The 14,117-nt window shown below is 74.7% G+C and carries 13 protein-coding genes and 1 pseudogene; 7 read left to right on the forward strand and 7 right to left on the reverse strand.

Features of this window, described 5'->3' with window-relative positions; translation table 11 throughout:
- Positions 1–48 precede the first annotated feature (48 nt).
- Entirely contained in the window at positions 49–315 is a 267-nt protein-coding gene (locus ABZ809_RS10045; RefSeq protein WP_357562113.1) for a helix-turn-helix transcriptional regulator, read from the reverse strand.
- A gap of 88 nt (positions 316–403) precedes the next feature.
- Between ABZ809_RS10045 and map the strand changes: the two genes are divergently transcribed.
- Positions 404–1,222, forward strand: coding sequence for a type I methionyl aminopeptidase (map, locus tag ABZ809_RS10050; protein WP_357562114.1), 819 nt, complete (start codon positions 404–406; stop codon positions 1,220–1,222).
- A 163-nt stretch (positions 1,223–1,385) separates the two neighbouring features.
- Here the strand turns inward: map and ABZ809_RS10055 are convergent, their stop codons facing one another.
- The gene (locus ABZ809_RS10055; protein WP_357562115.1) at positions 1,386–2,426 is read right to left on the reverse strand and encodes a phosphatase domain-containing protein; all 1,041 of its coding nucleotides are present in this window, start codon (positions 2,424–2,426) and stop codon (positions 1,386–1,388) included.
- A gap of 135 nt (positions 2,427–2,561) precedes the next feature.
- Between ABZ809_RS10055 and ABZ809_RS10060 the strand changes: the two genes are divergently transcribed.
- The 4 genes from ABZ809_RS10060 (at position 2,562) to ABZ809_RS10075 (ending at position 6,878) form a co-directional block, all read left to right on the forward strand.
- Complete coding sequence (locus ABZ809_RS10060; RefSeq protein WP_357562116.1) at positions 2,562–4,181, forward strand: hypothetical protein; 1,620 nt, start codon at positions 2,562–2,564, stop codon at positions 4,179–4,181.
- Positions 4,182–4,248: 67 nt separating this feature from the next.
- Positions 4,249–5,046 (forward strand): peroxide stress protein YaaA, encoded by a 798-nt coding sequence (gene yaaA, locus ABZ809_RS10065; protein ID WP_357562117.1) that lies wholly within the window; start codon positions 4,249–4,251, stop codon positions 5,044–5,046.
- Between the two features lie 165 nt (positions 5,047–5,211).
- The gene (locus ABZ809_RS10070) at positions 5,212–5,826 is read left to right on the forward strand and encodes a hypothetical protein (protein ID WP_357562359.1); all 615 of its coding nucleotides are present in this window, start codon (positions 5,212–5,214) and stop codon (positions 5,824–5,826) included.
- Positions 5,827–5,912: 86 nt separating this feature from the next.
- Positions 5,913–6,878: a TAXI family TRAP transporter solute-binding subunit gene (locus ABZ809_RS10075; protein ID WP_357562118.1), complete on the forward strand. Its 966-nt coding sequence runs from the start codon at positions 5,913–5,915 to the stop codon at positions 6,876–6,878.
- Positions 6,879–7,178: 300 nt separating this feature from the next.
- Here the strand turns inward: ABZ809_RS10075 and ABZ809_RS10080 are convergent.
- The 3 genes and pseudogenes from ABZ809_RS10080 to ABZ809_RS10090 all read right to left on the reverse strand — a co-directional run.
- Positions 7,179–8,540 (reverse strand): annotated as a pseudogene (locus ABZ809_RS10080) (ATP-binding protein); the annotation flags it as partial.
- 9 nt (positions 8,541–8,549) lie between these two features.
- On the reverse strand, positions 8,550–9,206 hold the full coding sequence (locus tag ABZ809_RS10085; protein WP_357562119.1) for a response regulator transcription factor: 657 nt from the start codon (positions 9,204–9,206) through the stop codon (positions 8,550–8,552).
- A gap of 175 nt (positions 9,207–9,381) precedes the next feature.
- Positions 9,382–9,693 carry a hypothetical protein gene (locus ABZ809_RS10090; RefSeq protein ID WP_357562120.1) on the reverse strand — a complete coding sequence of 104 codons (312 nt, stop codon included), beginning with the start codon at positions 9,691–9,693 and terminating at the stop codon, positions 9,382–9,384.
- A 103-nt stretch (positions 9,694–9,796) separates the two neighbouring features.
- Between ABZ809_RS10090 and ABZ809_RS10095 the strand changes: the two genes are divergently transcribed.
- Together ABZ809_RS10095 and ABZ809_RS10100 are read left to right on the forward strand one after the other, a co-directional pair.
- Positions 9,797–10,135, forward strand: coding sequence for a DUF952 domain-containing protein (locus ABZ809_RS10095; protein ID WP_357562121.1), 339 nt, complete (start codon positions 9,797–9,799; stop codon positions 10,133–10,135).
- 165 nt (positions 10,136–10,300) lie between these two features.
- On the forward strand, positions 10,301–10,843 hold the full coding sequence (locus tag ABZ809_RS10100; RefSeq protein WP_357562122.1) for an acyltransferase: 543 nt from the start codon (positions 10,301–10,303) through the stop codon (positions 10,841–10,843).
- Positions 10,844–10,898: 55 nt separating this feature from the next.
- On the opposite strand, the gene ABZ809_RS10105 is transcribed toward ABZ809_RS10100, so the two are convergent.
- Entirely contained in the window at positions 10,899–12,644 is a 1,746-nt protein-coding gene (locus tag ABZ809_RS10105) for a CDP-glycerol glycerophosphotransferase family protein (protein WP_357562123.1), read from the reverse strand.
- A 185-nt stretch (positions 12,645–12,829) separates the two neighbouring features.
- On the reverse strand, positions 12,830–14,113 hold the full coding sequence (locus ABZ809_RS10110) for a nucleotide sugar dehydrogenase (RefSeq protein ID WP_357562124.1): 1,284 nt from the start codon (positions 14,111–14,113) through the stop codon (positions 12,830–12,832).
- Between the last annotated feature and the right edge of the window lie 4 nt (positions 14,114–14,117).

A 14,117-nucleotide genomic window follows, 5' to 3' on the forward strand; every position in this document is an offset into this window, starting at 1 on the left:
GCATGATCGGCGACGCCCACGCCCGCCCGCTTCCCGGGCGGCTGGCCGTCAGGACGCCTGGCGGATGGACATGTCGGCCAGCCAGACTTCGGCCAGGTCGCCGAGGGGGACGTCGAGGGCCTGGCTGAGGCAGACCACAGTGCCGAACGCCGGTGCGGGAAGGCGGCCCGCCTCGATCTTGCGCAGCGTCTCGGGGGAGATGCCGGCTGACAGGGCCACCTCGACGAGGCTGCGGCCGGCCCGCGCGGCCCGGAGGGCTGCTCCGAGACGCTGGCCCGCTGCGATCTGTTCGGCGGTGAGTGGTTGGCGAACCATGCCAGCAGGATATCCCTCCGGAGCGCCGCACCCGGCGTGGTATAAAAATCCCGGTATTAAAATACCGCAACGGGAGAGGGAGGCTGTCGTGATCGAGCTCAAGTCCGCCGAGGAGATCGGCCGCATGTCGGTGACCGGCCAGTTCGTCGGCGAACTGCTCGCCGAGCTGAGCGGCGCCGCCGCGGTCGGCGTCAACCTGATGGACCTCGAACACCACGCCCGCCGCCGGATCACCGAACGCGGCGCCGAATCCTGCTACTGGGACTACGCTCCCTCGTTCGGCCGCGGCCCGTTCCGCAACGTGCTGTGCCTGTCGGTCAACGACGCGGTGCTGCACGGCCTGCCGCACGACTATGTCCTGCGGGACGGTGACCTGCTCAGCATCGACATGGCTGTCGGCATCGACGGCTGGGTCGCCGACTCCGCGCTCTCGGTCGTCGTCGGCACTCCCGACCCGGCCGACCTGAAGCTGATCGAGGCCACCGAGGTCGCACTGGAGGCCGCCATCGCCGCCGCCCAGCCCGGCGGTCGCCTCGGCGACATCTCCGCCGCGATCGGCGAGGTCGCCCGCTCCTACGGCTACGGCGTCAACGCCGAGTTCGGCGGCCACGGCATCGGTCGCACCATGCACGAGGCTCCGCACGTCTCCAACGACGGCCGCGCTCGCCGCGGCATGAAACTCGCCCCCGGCCTGACCATCGCCATCGAGCCCTGGTTCTGCCGCTCGACCGACAAGATCAAGTTCGACAAGGACGGCTGGACGATCCGCTCCGCCGACGGCTCCCGCACCGCCCACTCCGAACACACCGTCGCCATCACGGCCGCCGGCCCCCAGGTCCTGACCCGCCGGCCCACTCCCGGCGCCACCTCGGCCGCTCCCGGCAGAAGGCCCGCCGCGGCGTCCTGACCCACGGCCGACCGGGGGCGCGGCCCGGGCGCCGTTGCGGGTGTGGGCCTGCCGCGGCGTCCTGAGCTGTCTCAGCCGCCGCACCCGGCGCCTGCCGATCGGCAGGCGGCTGGCGGCGCACCACCGGATCCCTGACACGCCAGATCCCGCGATCGGTGTGGCGTCAGACCAGGCGGGCGTCGCGCAGCAGTTTCCACAGGCCGGCGCCGTCGGGCGCGGAGAGCCACTTCTGCCCCACCGGCCCCGCCGACGACTCCCCGGCCGGGGCGGGCAGGCTACCGGCCAGCACCGCCTGGGTGGGCGAGAGCCGGCGGATCGCCACCCCGGCCACGTTCTGCGGGTGGGCCGCCGCGAACTCGCGGTAGATCTCCTGGTCGTGCTGCCCGTCGTCGCCGACCAGCAGCCACTTCACGCCGGGAAACTCCCGCGCCAGCCGGGCCAGGGTGACCCGCTTGTGCTCCCGCCCGCTGCGGAACCAGCGGTCGGCGGTCGGCCCCCAGTCGGTCAGCAGCAGCGGCCCGGCCGGGTAGAGGTGCCGGGACAGGAACCGGGTCAGCGTCGGCGCCACGTTCCACGCGCCGGTGGAGAGGTAGAAGACCGGGGCGCCGGGGTGCGCGGTGACCAGCCGCTCGTAGAGCACCGCCATGCCGGGCACCGCGTTGCGGGCGTGCTCGTCGAGGACGAACGTGTTCCAGGCCGCCAGCAGCGGGCGGGGCAGCGCCGTGACCATCACCGTGTCGTCGATGTCGGAGAGGACGCCGAAGCGCACCTCCGGGTCGAGGATGCGCACCGGCGCCTCGACCGGCTCGGCGTCCGGCAGGCTGATCCGCACCGAGCCCCAACCGGGCGGCAGGTCCGCCGCCACGACGACGTCGACGAACCCGCTGCGGTCGGCCCGCGCCTCGTGAGCCACCCCGCCGGCCTCGATGTGCACGGTGACGTGCTTGGCCGGCAGCGTGGTGAAGCTGCGCCATCCGCGTACCTTCTCCAGCCGGCCCCGCTGGCGGGTGTCCAGCCGCCCGAGCAGCACCCGGCACATCACCCGTACCCAGCCGGGCGCGCCGTAACCGGTGTACGCGACGATGTTCGTCCGCCAGCCGGTGCGCCGCAGCCGACGCTCGACCAGCGAGTGCACGGCGTCCTCGATCCGCGCGGCCCGGTGCAGGTTCGGTACGGCCAGTTGGCCAGCGGGAGTGGGTGGCACGTCAGCAACCCTGCCACAACCCGGCCACCTCGGCCACGCGAGGCGATCTTCCCGGCAACGGGCTGCGCCGATCCGCCCCGCCCCGCCCCGGCCCCGTGAAACACTCCGGTCGGGACGACGACGGGGGCGTTGGTCGTGTCGCAACCAGTACGCAGGCGTGGGCGGTGGCGCCCGCAGCTCGACCGGCCGGCGCTCGTGGCGCTGCTGTTCGGGCTCGTCGGGGTCGGCTACCGGCTGGTGCTGACCCTGCACACGGTGCCCGTCTCCAACAGCGACGAGGCCACCTTCGGGCTGGCCGCGCTGCACATCGCGCAGGGCCGCGAGTGGCCCGTCTTCCTCTACGGCCAGCGCTACATGGGGGTGCTGGAGTCGTACCTGGCCGCGCCGCTGATCGCGGTGGCGGGGCCGAGCTGGCCGCTGCTGCGCCTGCCGCTGCTGCTGCTCTACGCCGTCTTCCTCTGGCTGATCCACCGGCTGACCCGGCGGATCGCCTCGCCCTGGTTCGCCACCGCGATCGTCGGCCTGCTGGCGCTCGGCGGGGAACGGGTGGTCCGGGACCAGCTCACCGTGGTCGGCGGCCGTCCGGAGGTCAAGGCGGCGGTGCTGCTGATGCTGCTGATCGCGGTGGGGCTCGCCCGGGGGGCGGTGCGGCACCGCCGGCTGGCCGTCGGGCTCTTCGGCCTGCTCGCCGGGGTGTCGGCCTGGTCGGACTGGCTGATCCTGCCCTACCTGCTGGTGGCCGCGCTGGTGCTGGTGTGGGTGGCCCGCCGGGAGCTGCTCGGTTGGGCCGGGGTGCTGCTGCTGGCCGGGTTCACCCTCGGGATCGCGCCGATGATCCGCGACAACCTGGTCGCCCCGCCCGGGGAGGACTCGCTGTCGGTGTTCCGCGAGATCAGCACCCGGGCCGGGCCGACCCCGCCGTGGTCGCGGCGGCTGGACGGCGGGCTGCTGGAGGGGGTGCCGCTGGCCGCCGGCCTCTGCCCGGTCGACGGCTGCGCCCGCTGGCAGGGCTGGTTCGGGTTGCTCTACCCGCTGCTGCTGGCGGTCGCCGCCGCGCTCGCCGTCGTCGCGTACCGCCGGGCCGCGGGTGCCGACCGCGGCGCGCGGGTCGGCCCGGTGGTGCACCTCGCGCTGGTCGGAGGCGCGGCGCTGACCCTGCTGTCGTACGTACGCAGCCCGCTGGCCGCCACCAGCCCGCTGGACAACGCCCGCTATCTGTCGGTGCTCCAGCTCTCCCTGCCGGCGGTGCTCTGGCCGCTCTGGGTGGCCGCCGTCGCCTGCTGGCGGGGCACGGTCGGGGTACTGGGCCGGCTGGCCGGAGCGCTGTCCACCGCCGTGCTCGCCGCACTGGCCGCGACCACGCTGGTGGTCACCGTGCTGTTCGCCGCGACCGGCACCGAGGCGTCCCGGGTCGAGGAGCGGCAGGCCCGCGAGCTGGCCGACACGCTGCGCGCGGGCGGCCCCCGCGAGGTGTACGGGGACTACTGGACCTGCAACCGGCTGATCTTCAACACCGGGGAGGAGGTGGTGTGCGCGGTGCTCGACGGTGACCTCACCCCCGGGCAGAACCGCTACCGGGCGTACTGGCGGCAGGTGGGTCGGGCCGCCCGGCCCGGGTACGTGGTGCGGGTCGACTCGGCGGCGGAGCGGCGGCTGCGCCGACTGCTGGGCGAACGGGCCGACGCCGAGCCGGTCACCGAGGTGGGCGGGTATCGCGTGTACCACCCACGGGAGCCGGTGCGGCCGTGGCGGTAGGGGCGGCCGTACGCTGGCCGGGCCGGCGCCCGGACGCCGCGCCGAGCCGAGCCGAGGAGTCCCGTCGATGCTCATCCTGCTGCCGCCCTCCGAGGGCAAGGCCGACGCCGGCACGGGCCGGCGGCTGGACCTCGCCCGGCTGTCCCTGCCGGAGCTGACCGGCGCCCGCGACGAGGTGTTGACGGCGCTGGTGACGCTCAGCGCCGACGGCGACGGGGAGGCGGCCCGGGCGGCGCTGGGGCTGAGCGAGGGCCAACGCGGCGAGCTGCGGCGCAACGCCCGGCTGCGGGTGGCGGCCACCGCGCCTGCCGGCAGCGTCTACACCGGCGTGCTCTACGAGGCGCTCGGCCTCGCCGTGCTGCCGGCGGCGGCGCAGCGGGCGGCCCGCCGGTCGGTGCTGATCAGCTCGGGGCTCTGGGGCGCGGTCCGGCTCACCGACCGGATCCCGCCCTACCGGTGCCCGATCGGGGCGAGGCTGCCGGTCCTCGGCGCGCTGTCGGCGTACTGGCGGCGGGCGCTCGCGCCGGCGATGGCCGCCGCGGCCGGCGACGGGCCCGTGCTCGACCTGCGCTCCGGCGCGTACGCGGCCACCTGGGCGCCCCGGGGCGAGGTGGCCGACCGCACCGTGACCGTCCGGGTGTTGCACGAACGCGAGGTCGACGGCGTGCCCGTCCGGTCGGTGGTGAGCCACTTCAACAAGGCGACCAAGGGCCGGCTGGTCCGCGACCTGTTGACCGCCGGCGCCCGGCCCCGGACCGTCGACGGGCTGCTGACCGCGCTGCGCGACCTGAAGTACGAGGTGCTGGAGCAGCCCGGGCCGCGAGGTCGACCACGCCTGGTCGACGTAATCGTCACGGAGCTGTAGGACTGCCGCAAGATTTCCTCAAGCCTGGGGCGGATCGGTTTCTTCGTCGGCGTCGAAGGGCCACGGTAGAGGGCACCCCGACGCCGACAAGGAGTGCCTGAGTTGGCTCCCGAACAGATCCTGCTCGAACGGCCGTGCCCGACCTCGCCCCCGGCCCCGCCGCCGATGGACTGGTCGACCCTGGCCGACGCGTTCGAGGCCGCCTGCCTGCTGCGCTGCACGCCCCCGCCGACCGTCGCCGGCACCCGCCGGCCGGCCGAGCACCGTCCCGCGTCGGTGGAGTTCAACCGGGAGGACGCGGCGCAGCGGATGCGGCAGCTGCTCGGCCGGCTGGACGTCCCGAACGAGCACGAGATGACCGTCGGCGGGCTGCGCCGCCGGTACGAGCTGCACCGGCTCTCCGTGCCGCGCCAGCACCGGCCCGCGTACGCCAGGTTGCTGGAGACGGGCTGGCGGCAGGGCCGGCGCGAGCTGCTGGGTGGGCCGGTCCCCGGCGCGTCGACAGTGCGGCGGGCGTGGCGCCCCCGGTTGGCCGCCGCCGCCTGGCGGGCCGCCCTGCTCGCCGGGGGGCGCCACGTCCGCCGGCACATCCTCGGCGTCCGCATCACCGACCGGGAACTGGCCGCCATCCTGGTACGCGGGGCCGCCCTGCTGGACGTTCCGGCGCTGCTGCGCCCGGGCACCGGATGTTTCCTGGTCTGCGTCGCCGACGGCCCGGACCGCCAGCGGATCCTGCACAGCACCGCCCTGGGGACCGCCCAACTGCCCGATCGGGGGTGAACCTGCTCGGTCCGCCGACCGGGCCGTAGTCCGACCGGTGGGTTGTGGGTTGCGGTGACGGCCCCGGGCGGCGCAGAGTGCTGCCCGTGAGTCGTACCCGGTTCCGCCGCGTCCGCCCGCGTTCCGCCCGCCCGCCGGCACTGCTGGCCCTGCTGCTGGCGGTGACGTTGCCCGGCCTCGCCGGCTGCCAGGACTCTCCCGATCCGCCGGTGCCGATCCGGATCGCGACCGGCAGCCCGACGGCGGTCTACCACGCCTTCGGCCAGTCACTGGCCACCATCCTCAACCGGGAGCTGCGGGGCGTCCACGCCAGCGTCGTGGTAACCGCCGCCTCGGCCGAGAACGTCCGGCTGGTCGGCGCGGGTGCGGCCGAGCTGGGATTCACCCAGGCCGACGTGCTGCCCGCCGCACCGGCAGCGCACCCGTCCGTGGTCGCGGTGGCCCGGGTGTACGACGACCTGCTGCACCTGGTGACCACGGCCGGCGGCGGCGTCCGCACGCTGGCCGACCTGCGCGGGCGGCGGGTGTCCGTGGGCGCGCCCGGCTCCGGCACCGAGATCACCGCCGTCCGGCTGTTGGAGGTGGCGCGGCTGGGCGGCGGCAAGGTGATCCAGCAGCGGCTCGGTCTCGACGACTCTGTCGCGGCGCTGCGGGCCGGCACGATCGACGCGTTCTTCTTCTCCGGTGGGCTGCCCGTCCGGGCGGTGGAGCAACTCGCGAGCGACAGCGCCACCCGGATCGTCGACCTCGGCGAGTGGACCGGGCCGCTGCGCGAGAGCAACCCGGAGGTCTACGTCACCCGGGACATCCCCCGCTCGGTGTATGGCACCGAGCCGGTGACCACTGTGGCCAATCCGAACTTCCTGATCGTCCGGGCCGACCTGCCGACGCCCTTGATCCGGGAGGTGACCCGCCTGCTGATGGAGCGCCGCCAGGAGTTGGCCGCCGCGCATCCGGCCGCCGGGCGGATGAGTCCCCGCTCGGCCATCGCCACCGCCCCGCTGCCGCTGCACCCCGGTGCCGCCGACTGGTACCGCGCCACCAAGCCCTGACCGCCCCGGCCCGGCCCGGCGGGCTCGGCTGCCGGCGGGCTCGGCTGCCGGCGGGCTCGGCTGCCGGCGAGGCGGGCGCGGGCACGCGGGGGCTCGGCTGCCGGCGGGGCTCGGGTGTCAGCCCTCGGCCGTCCCTGCCGGCTGCGGTGACCGGCCGGTCCCCGAGGGCGCGACGGAGGTCGGTGCGGCGGCACCGGCCACGTCCACCGCCGGCGCGGAGTCCCCCACCGGCGGCGGGAAGTCGTCGACGGAGGCGGGATCGGCGGCATCGGCGCGGGTGTCGGGGGTGGAATCGGCCGGGGCGGGAAACCAGAGGCCCGCGACCAGGCCACGGGGGTCGCCCCGGCGCATGGTGAGCCGCCCGTCCGAGGCGTCCACCAGCACCGCGACGATGGTGAGGCCCAGCCCGGCGCCGTCGACGTTCTGCACCTCCGGCGCCCGCCAGAAGCGCTCGGTCGCCTGGCCGAGCTGGCTCGGCGTCATCCCCGGCCCGGTGTCGCGGACCTCCAGCGCGATCCCGCCGTCGTTCCGCCGGACGGTCACCGTCACCTCCCCACCGGCGTCGCTGAACTTGACCGCGTTGTCGATCAACGCGTCGAGTGCCTGGTCGATGGCGGTCGGCACGGTCCGCGCGTACGCCGGGGCGTCCCCCGCCGCCAGCCGCAGGGCGATGCGGCCGTGCCGGGCGAGCGGCTCCCAGGCGGCGACCCGGGACGCGGCGACGGCCGCCGCGTCCACGGTGACCCGCTGGTTCTCCCGACGCTCGGCACGGGCCAGGGTCAGCAGCGCGTCCAGCACCAGGGCCAGCCGGTCGGTCTCCTCCAGGGCCAGCCGGTGCTCGGCCCGCCCGTCCGCGTCCGTCAGGCTCGGCCCCAGCTCCTCCACCCGCAGCCGCAGCGCGGTCAGCGGGTTACGCAGCTGGTGGCTGGCGTGCGCGACGAACGCCCGCTGCCGGTCCACCACGTCGGAGACGACGTCGGCCATGTGGTTGAAGCTGATCGCCAGCCGGCGCAGCTCCGGCGGCCCGAGCCGGTGCTGCACCCGGGCACCGCGGTCACCCTCGGCGATCTCGTGGGTGACCGCGTCCAGCTCGGTGACCGGGCGCAGCACCCAGCCGGCCAGCCCGAACGCGGTCAGCACGCAGGCCAGCACGGCGAGCAGACCCATCCCGGCCAGCGCCAGCCACCAGACGGTGACGGCGCGCCGGACCCCGTCGGCCGGGGTGGCGATGACCACCGCCCCGAGCACCTCGCCGCCGTCGTTGATCGGCACCGCCACCACGATCGGCCCGTCGACCCAGGGCCAGACCGAATCCGGCCCGCTGGCCTGCTGACCGGAGAGCGCGGTGTCCAGCGCCTCGCGGGTCCCCGCAGCCGGCTGCCAGCCCTCCGAGGCCGTCACCGTCCGGCGCTCCCGGTCGACCACCGCCGCGCCGATGCCGTACAGGGCGTCGTAGCTGCGCAGCTCGTTGTCGAGCGGGCCCGGGGTACCGCCGCGCAGGGCGGGGCCGGCCAGCGAGGCGAACCGGGTGGCGTCGGCGAGCCGGTCGGCCCGCACCCGGTCGGTCTCCCGGCTGGCCAGGGTGGCCGCCAGCGGGGTCTCCAGCGCGATCAACACCAGCACCATCAGCAGCAGGTAGCTGATCACCAACCGACGTCGCACGGCGTCCCCTCACTCGCCGCGCAGCCGGTAGCCGACCCCACGGACGGTCTCCACCAGGCGGGGGTGGCCCAGCTTGCCGCGCAGCGACCCGACGTGCACCTCGACGGTGTGCCCGTCCCCCCAGGTGGTGCCCCAGGCGTCGAGCAGGATCCGCTCCCGGGCCACCGCCACGCCGGGCTGCCGCGCCAGGGAGAGCAGGACGTCGAACTCCTTACGGGTCAGCGCCACCGGCCGGCCGTCGACCGTGACCGTGCGGGCCGCCACGTCGATGCGTACGGGCCCCACCTCGATCAGGTTGCGCTCCGGCACGGCGTGCGCCGCGCGCCGCAGCACCGCCTCGATGCGGGCCTGGAGCTCGGTCATGGAGAAGGGCTTGACCACGTAGTCGTCCGCGCCCAGCCGCAGGCCGAGCACCCGGTCCCGCTCCTCGCCCCGGGCGGTCACCGCGATGATGCCGAGCTGGCTGCTGCGCCGCCGCAGTTCCCGGCAGAGGTCGGTGCCGTCCCCGTCGGGCAGGGTCAGGTCCAGCAGGACCAGGTCGCAGGGGGCGGCGGAGAGGGCGGCGGTGACGGTCGCGGCGTGCTCCACCTCGTAGCCCCGGCGGGTCAGGGCGGAGGAGAGCGCGGCAGCCACCCGACGGTCGTCCTCGACCAGCAGGATGCGCACCCGGGGCCCCCATTCGTCGGCTCTTCGCCCCGAATGGTGGCAGAAGGCGGCCCACGGCGGGAGGCCGGTCCCACGCCGGCCGGCCCCCGGTGCCGGGCGCGGACGCACCGCCGGCCCGCCGACGAGGGCGGGCAGAGGGCACCGTTCAGCCGACCGGCCCGGCGGCCGGTCAGGGTCAGAGCCCGAAGACCTCGTCGGCCGTGGCGTCCCGGACCCCGTCGACGAAACCCCGGTAGCCGGGGTCGTCGTGGCTGGCGGGCACGCTCGTGACGTTCTCGCCGGTGGCCTGGGTGACCGCGTCGACCAGGGGCGGGTAGTCGGTCTCGGCGTCCGGGAGGGTGTCGTCGTCGGCCTGGCCGAGGTTGATCACGTGCTGCACGTCCTCCGTCGGCGTGTCCGGGTCGCCGGCCCACTCGCCGCCCGCCCGGTAGCACTCGTCGTACAGCGCGCGCTGGCTGTCGGTCCAGTCGTCGTCGTAGCTCTCCATCGTCCACCCCTCCCGCGACCGCTCACCCCAGAGCATGCCGGCCCCGGCGGGTGGCCGGGTCGGTACCGGGGAAAACCGGGCCGGCCGTGCGTACGCTGCCTGGATGATCTACAAGCTGCTGACGACAGTCGAGTGGGACGACGCCCGGGCCGCGGGGCATTTCGCCGGTACCGCCATGGACGTGCAGTCGGGCTTCATCCACCTCTCCGGCGCCGACCAGGTGGTCGAGACGGCGCGGCGGGTGTTCGCCGGGGCCACCGGGCTCACCCTGCTCACCGTCGACCCGGCGCGGCTGGGTGCCGCGCTGCGCTGGGAGCCCTCGCGCGGTGGCGCGCTGTTTCCGCACCTCTACGGCCCGCTGCCGGTGCCGGCGGTGGTGGCCGCCGAGGCGTTGCCGGCGGACATGCCGGTCGCCGACGCGGTGGCGGCGTTGCTGGGCTGAGCGGGTCGCTATGCTACGCCGAGTCCGCGCGCCCCGGCCTCACTCTCCGTGCCCGGGGCCGACGCGGCAGCCCGGACCCGCGCGGGCGACCGCCGCTGCCGGCGCACGCCGAACGCGGGTCACCGACGGCGCCCGGCGCGCCCCGCGACCCATGCGAGTTGAAGGATGACTGACAGCAGTTCCCCGTCCCCCTCGGTCTTCGTCCACCCGACGGCCGACGTCGAGGAGGGTGCCCAGGTCGGCGACGGCACCAAGGTCTGGCACCTGGCCCACATCCGGTCGTCCGCGCGGGTGGGTGCCGGCTGCGTCATCGGCCGCAACGTCTACGTCGACGCCGGCGTCACGGTCGGCGACCTGGTGAAGATCCAGAACAACGTCTCCGTCTACCAGGGCGTGACCCTGGAGGACGAGGTGTTCGTCGGCCCGTGCGCGGTCTTCACCAACGACTTCCGGCCGCGCGCCCAGAACCCGGACTGGAAGATCACCCCGACCGTGGTACGCCGGGGCGCGTCGATCGGTGCGAACGCGACCCTGGTCTGCGGCATCGAGGTGGGCGAGTACGCGATGATCGCGGCGGGTTCCGTGGTGACCAGGGACGTCGCGCCCTACCAGTTGGTGGCGGGCAACCCGGCGCGGCCGAAGGGCTGGGTCGACGAGCGCGGCGAGGTCGTCTCGCGGGACGTGGACACGCCGCCGCAGCGGGGCTGAACGGACACGGGGGCGGCGACCGGCACCGCCCGGACACCGCCCCCGCGTCGACACGTCAGCCGCAGAGCCGGTCGACCTCCGCCCGGAACCGGTCCATCGGGTTCGGCTCGTCCGGGCCCAGCAGGTACGTCTTCAGCTCCCGCCGCGCCTCGGTCATCGGGTCGTCACCGGCCCGGGTCACCGCGACGATCTTCGCCAGCTCGCCGCAGTCCGCCCCGAGCAGGTAGGCGGCCCGGGCCGTGGGGTAGCGGCGACGGAACTCGTCCTCGGGCAGCCCGGCCGGGTTCGCCACGACGTACGGCCGCTGGCTCTGCATGAAGTCCGAGACCACGCTGGAGATGTCGCTGACCAGCAGGTCGGTCTGGTTGAAGCAGTCGAACAGCCCCGGCGCGCGGCCGGCGACCACGAGGTGCGCGTCGCCGGCCAGCGAGGTCGCGTCGGTGTTCCCGCCGGCGGCGCGGATCCGGCGGAGGATCCGGTCGTTGGCCGACCGCGCCTTCGCCGACCGGCTGCCGGTGAGCGGGTGCGGCTTGTAGATCACCCGTACCCCGGGGGTGGCCAGCAGACCGGCGACGATCCGCTCGCCCATCAGCACCACGGAGGTGTGGTAGACCTCCTCCTCCAGCCAGCCCTCCCAGGTCGGGGCGTACAGCACGGTGAACGGTCGGCCGGTGGCCTCGGAGCCGAAGGTGTGCACGCCGGCCAACTGCGGCCGGCCGACCTCGACGATGTCGCGGTCGAGCACGCCGACGCCGCTCAGGGCGTACCGCTCCCGCCCGGCCGGACCGGCCACCCAGACCTCGTCGTACACCTTGCTGTACGGGTTGACGCTGGCCTGCTTGTCGCTGTCGCCGTGACCGACGAAGACGTGCTTCACGCCCGGCTCGCGCAGCAGGTGGATGTTGGCGCCCACGTTCGCCACGTAGAGGGCGGCCCGGAGGCTGCCCAGTTCGAGGTTCATGAAGTCGGTGCCGGCGGGTACGCAGATCACCGGCAGCCGGGTGTCGGCGAGCGCCCGGAACGCCTCCTCCTGGCGCATCAGCACCACGGCCCGGCGGCCCGTCGCCTCGACCGGGGCGAGCCACATGTTGGCCTGGTAGACGTCCTTGACCGGGCCGGCGAAGTAGAGCGCGAGGTCCGGCTGTTCCCGGGCGAGCCAGTTCTGCACCACCGGCAGCGCCGAGGTGGCCCGGCCGCGCCCGCGCAGCCAGGTCAGCGCGAGCACGGCGGCGACGAGTGCGCCCGCCACCAGGGTGACCGCCGCGGTGAGCACCACCGGCGTCACCTCGTCGATCAGCGCGGCGACCACGGCCGCGGGCACCAGCAGCAGGTTGAGCAGGGGCAGCCGGTCGCCCTCGACGGCGGCAGCCCAGGCCGGCGGTCGCTGTGCCCCGGAGGACCGCCCGAGGTCGATGTTGCGGACGAAGGCGACGGCGGCGGCGCCACGCTCGCCGAGCCGCGCCAGCACCCCCGTGCCGAGGGCGAGTGCCAGCAGCGCCGCGGGCAGCAGCAGGACCAGGACCAGTCCCGCCGGGCCGGAACGGACCGTCGTCACGATCAGCAGGACGACCGACAGGTCCCGGGCCAGGTGTCGGTGGAACTGCCCGATCCCGGCCTTCTCCAGCAGTTCCCCGCCGGTCGGGCGGCGCAGCATGGTGAGTTCGCTGGCGATCACGGCCAGACCGGCGACCGCGAAGGGGATGACCCAGCCGAGGGCTCCGGCCAGCACCATGACGGCGTACGACAGCAGCAGCGCGCCGATGAGGCCGACGTCCGGATGCCTACGCAGTTTGCTGAACAAAGACACACTCCCCTATCGATGGCCGACGAATCCGGGCAGGTGCGACCTTAACGTGGCATGTCCTGCGGGTATTGCCGGGGTGTCGCGTGGCTTGCCGGCACGCCGCGTCCGGACCCGGACGCGTCCCGGTTCACGACGGGGCCCCGACCGATCCCGGTCGGGGCCCCCGTGACGTCGGACGGCTGTCAGCCGCCGATGACCACCCTCCGTACGCCGGCCCAGCGGGCCGGGTCGGTCACCCGGCGCCCGTCCACCAGGACGGTCACGCCGGGCAGGTCGGCCGGGCTGAGGGTGCGGTACTCCGCGTGGTCCGCCTGCACCACGGCGGCGCCGAGCGACTCACCGGCGTACGGCGGCAGGCCGTGCGCGGTGAGTTCCTCGGGCGTGTACATCGGGTCGGAGACGTAGGCCCGGGCGCCCCGCCGCCGCAGCGCGTCCACGGTCGGGAAGACACCGGAGAAGGCGGTCTCCTTGACTCCGCCCCGGTAGGCGGCGCCCAGCACCAGCACGCCCACGTCGGTCAGGTCCCCGTACGCGGCGGCGAGCAGGTCCACCGCGTACTCCGGCATGGCCGCGTTGGCCTCGCGCGCCGAGCGGACGACGGTGGCTGCCGGGTCGTTCCACAGGTACATCCGGGGGTAGATCGGGATGCAGTGCCCCCCGACCGCGATGCCCGGCTGGTGGATGTGGCTGTACGGCTGGGTGTTGCACGCCGCGATGACCTTGGTGACGTCCACGCCGACAGTGTCGGCGAACCGGGCGAACTGGTTGGCCAGCCCGATGTTGACGTCGCGGTAGGTCGTCTCGGCCAGCTTGGCCAGCTCGGACGCCTCGGCGGAGCCGAGATCCCAGACGCCGTTGGGGCGGTCGAGGTCGGCCCGCTCGTCGAAGTCCAGCACCGCCTCGTAGAAGCGCACGCCGTGCTCCGCCGACGCCTCGTCGATGCCGCCGACCAGCTTCGGGTAGCGGCGCAGGTCGGCGAAGACCCGGCCGGTGAGCACCCGCTCGGGGCTGAACACCAGGTGGAAGTCCTTGCCCGCGGTCAGCCCGGAGCCCTCCTGGAGCATCGGCGCCCAGCGGCTGCGGGTGGTGCCGACCGGCAGGGTGGTCTCGTAGCTGACGAGGGTGCCCGGCTTCAGGCCGGCGGCGATGGCGCGGGTCGCGTCGTCCATCCAGCCGAAGTCCGGCACGCCCTCGGCGTCCACGAAGAGCGGCACGACCACCACGACCGCCTCGGACTCGGCGACCGCGGCGGCGGTGTCGGTGGTGGCGGTAAGCAGCCCGGCGGCGACCGTCTCCTTGAGCTTGACGTCCAGGTCGGTCTCGCCCGGGAAGGGCACCGCCCCGTCGTTGACCAGCCCCACGACCCGCTCGGAGACGTCGGCACCGATCACCCGGTGACCCTTCGTGGCGAACTGCACGGCGAGCGGCAGTCCGATCTTCCCCAGCGCGACGACGCAGATGTTCATGGAA

The organism is Micromonospora sp. NPDC047074 (genome assembly GCF_040643815.1).
GTDB lineage: Bacteria > Actinomycetota > Actinomycetes > Mycobacteriales > Micromonosporaceae > Micromonospora.

Coding starts and splice junctions, on each gene's coding strand:
- ABZ809_RS10045 (WP_357562113.1), bottom strand. CDS start 315: ATGGTTCGCCAACCACTCACCGCCGAACAGATCGCAGCGGGCCAGCGT.
- yaaA (WP_357562117.1), top strand. CDS start 4,249: ATGCTCATCCTGCTGCCGCCCTCCGAGGGCAAGGCCGACGCCGGCACG.
- ABZ809_RS10070 (WP_357562359.1), top strand. CDS start 5,212: ATGGACTGGTCGACCCTGGCCGACGCGTTCGAGGCCGCCTGCCTGCTG.
- ABZ809_RS10090 (WP_357562120.1), bottom strand. CDS start 9,693: ATGGAGAGCTACGACGACGACTGGACCGACAGCCAGCGCGCGCTGTAC.
- ABZ809_RS10095 (WP_357562121.1), top strand. CDS start 9,797: ATGATCTACAAGCTGCTGACGACAGTCGAGTGGGACGACGCCCGGGCC.
- ABZ809_RS10100 (WP_357562122.1), top strand. CDS start 10,301: ATGACTGACAGCAGTTCCCCGTCCCCCTCGGTCTTCGTCCACCCGACG.
- ABZ809_RS10110 (WP_357562124.1), bottom strand. CDS start 14,113: ATGAACATCTGCGTCGTCGCGCTGGGGAAGATCGGACTGCCGCTCGCC.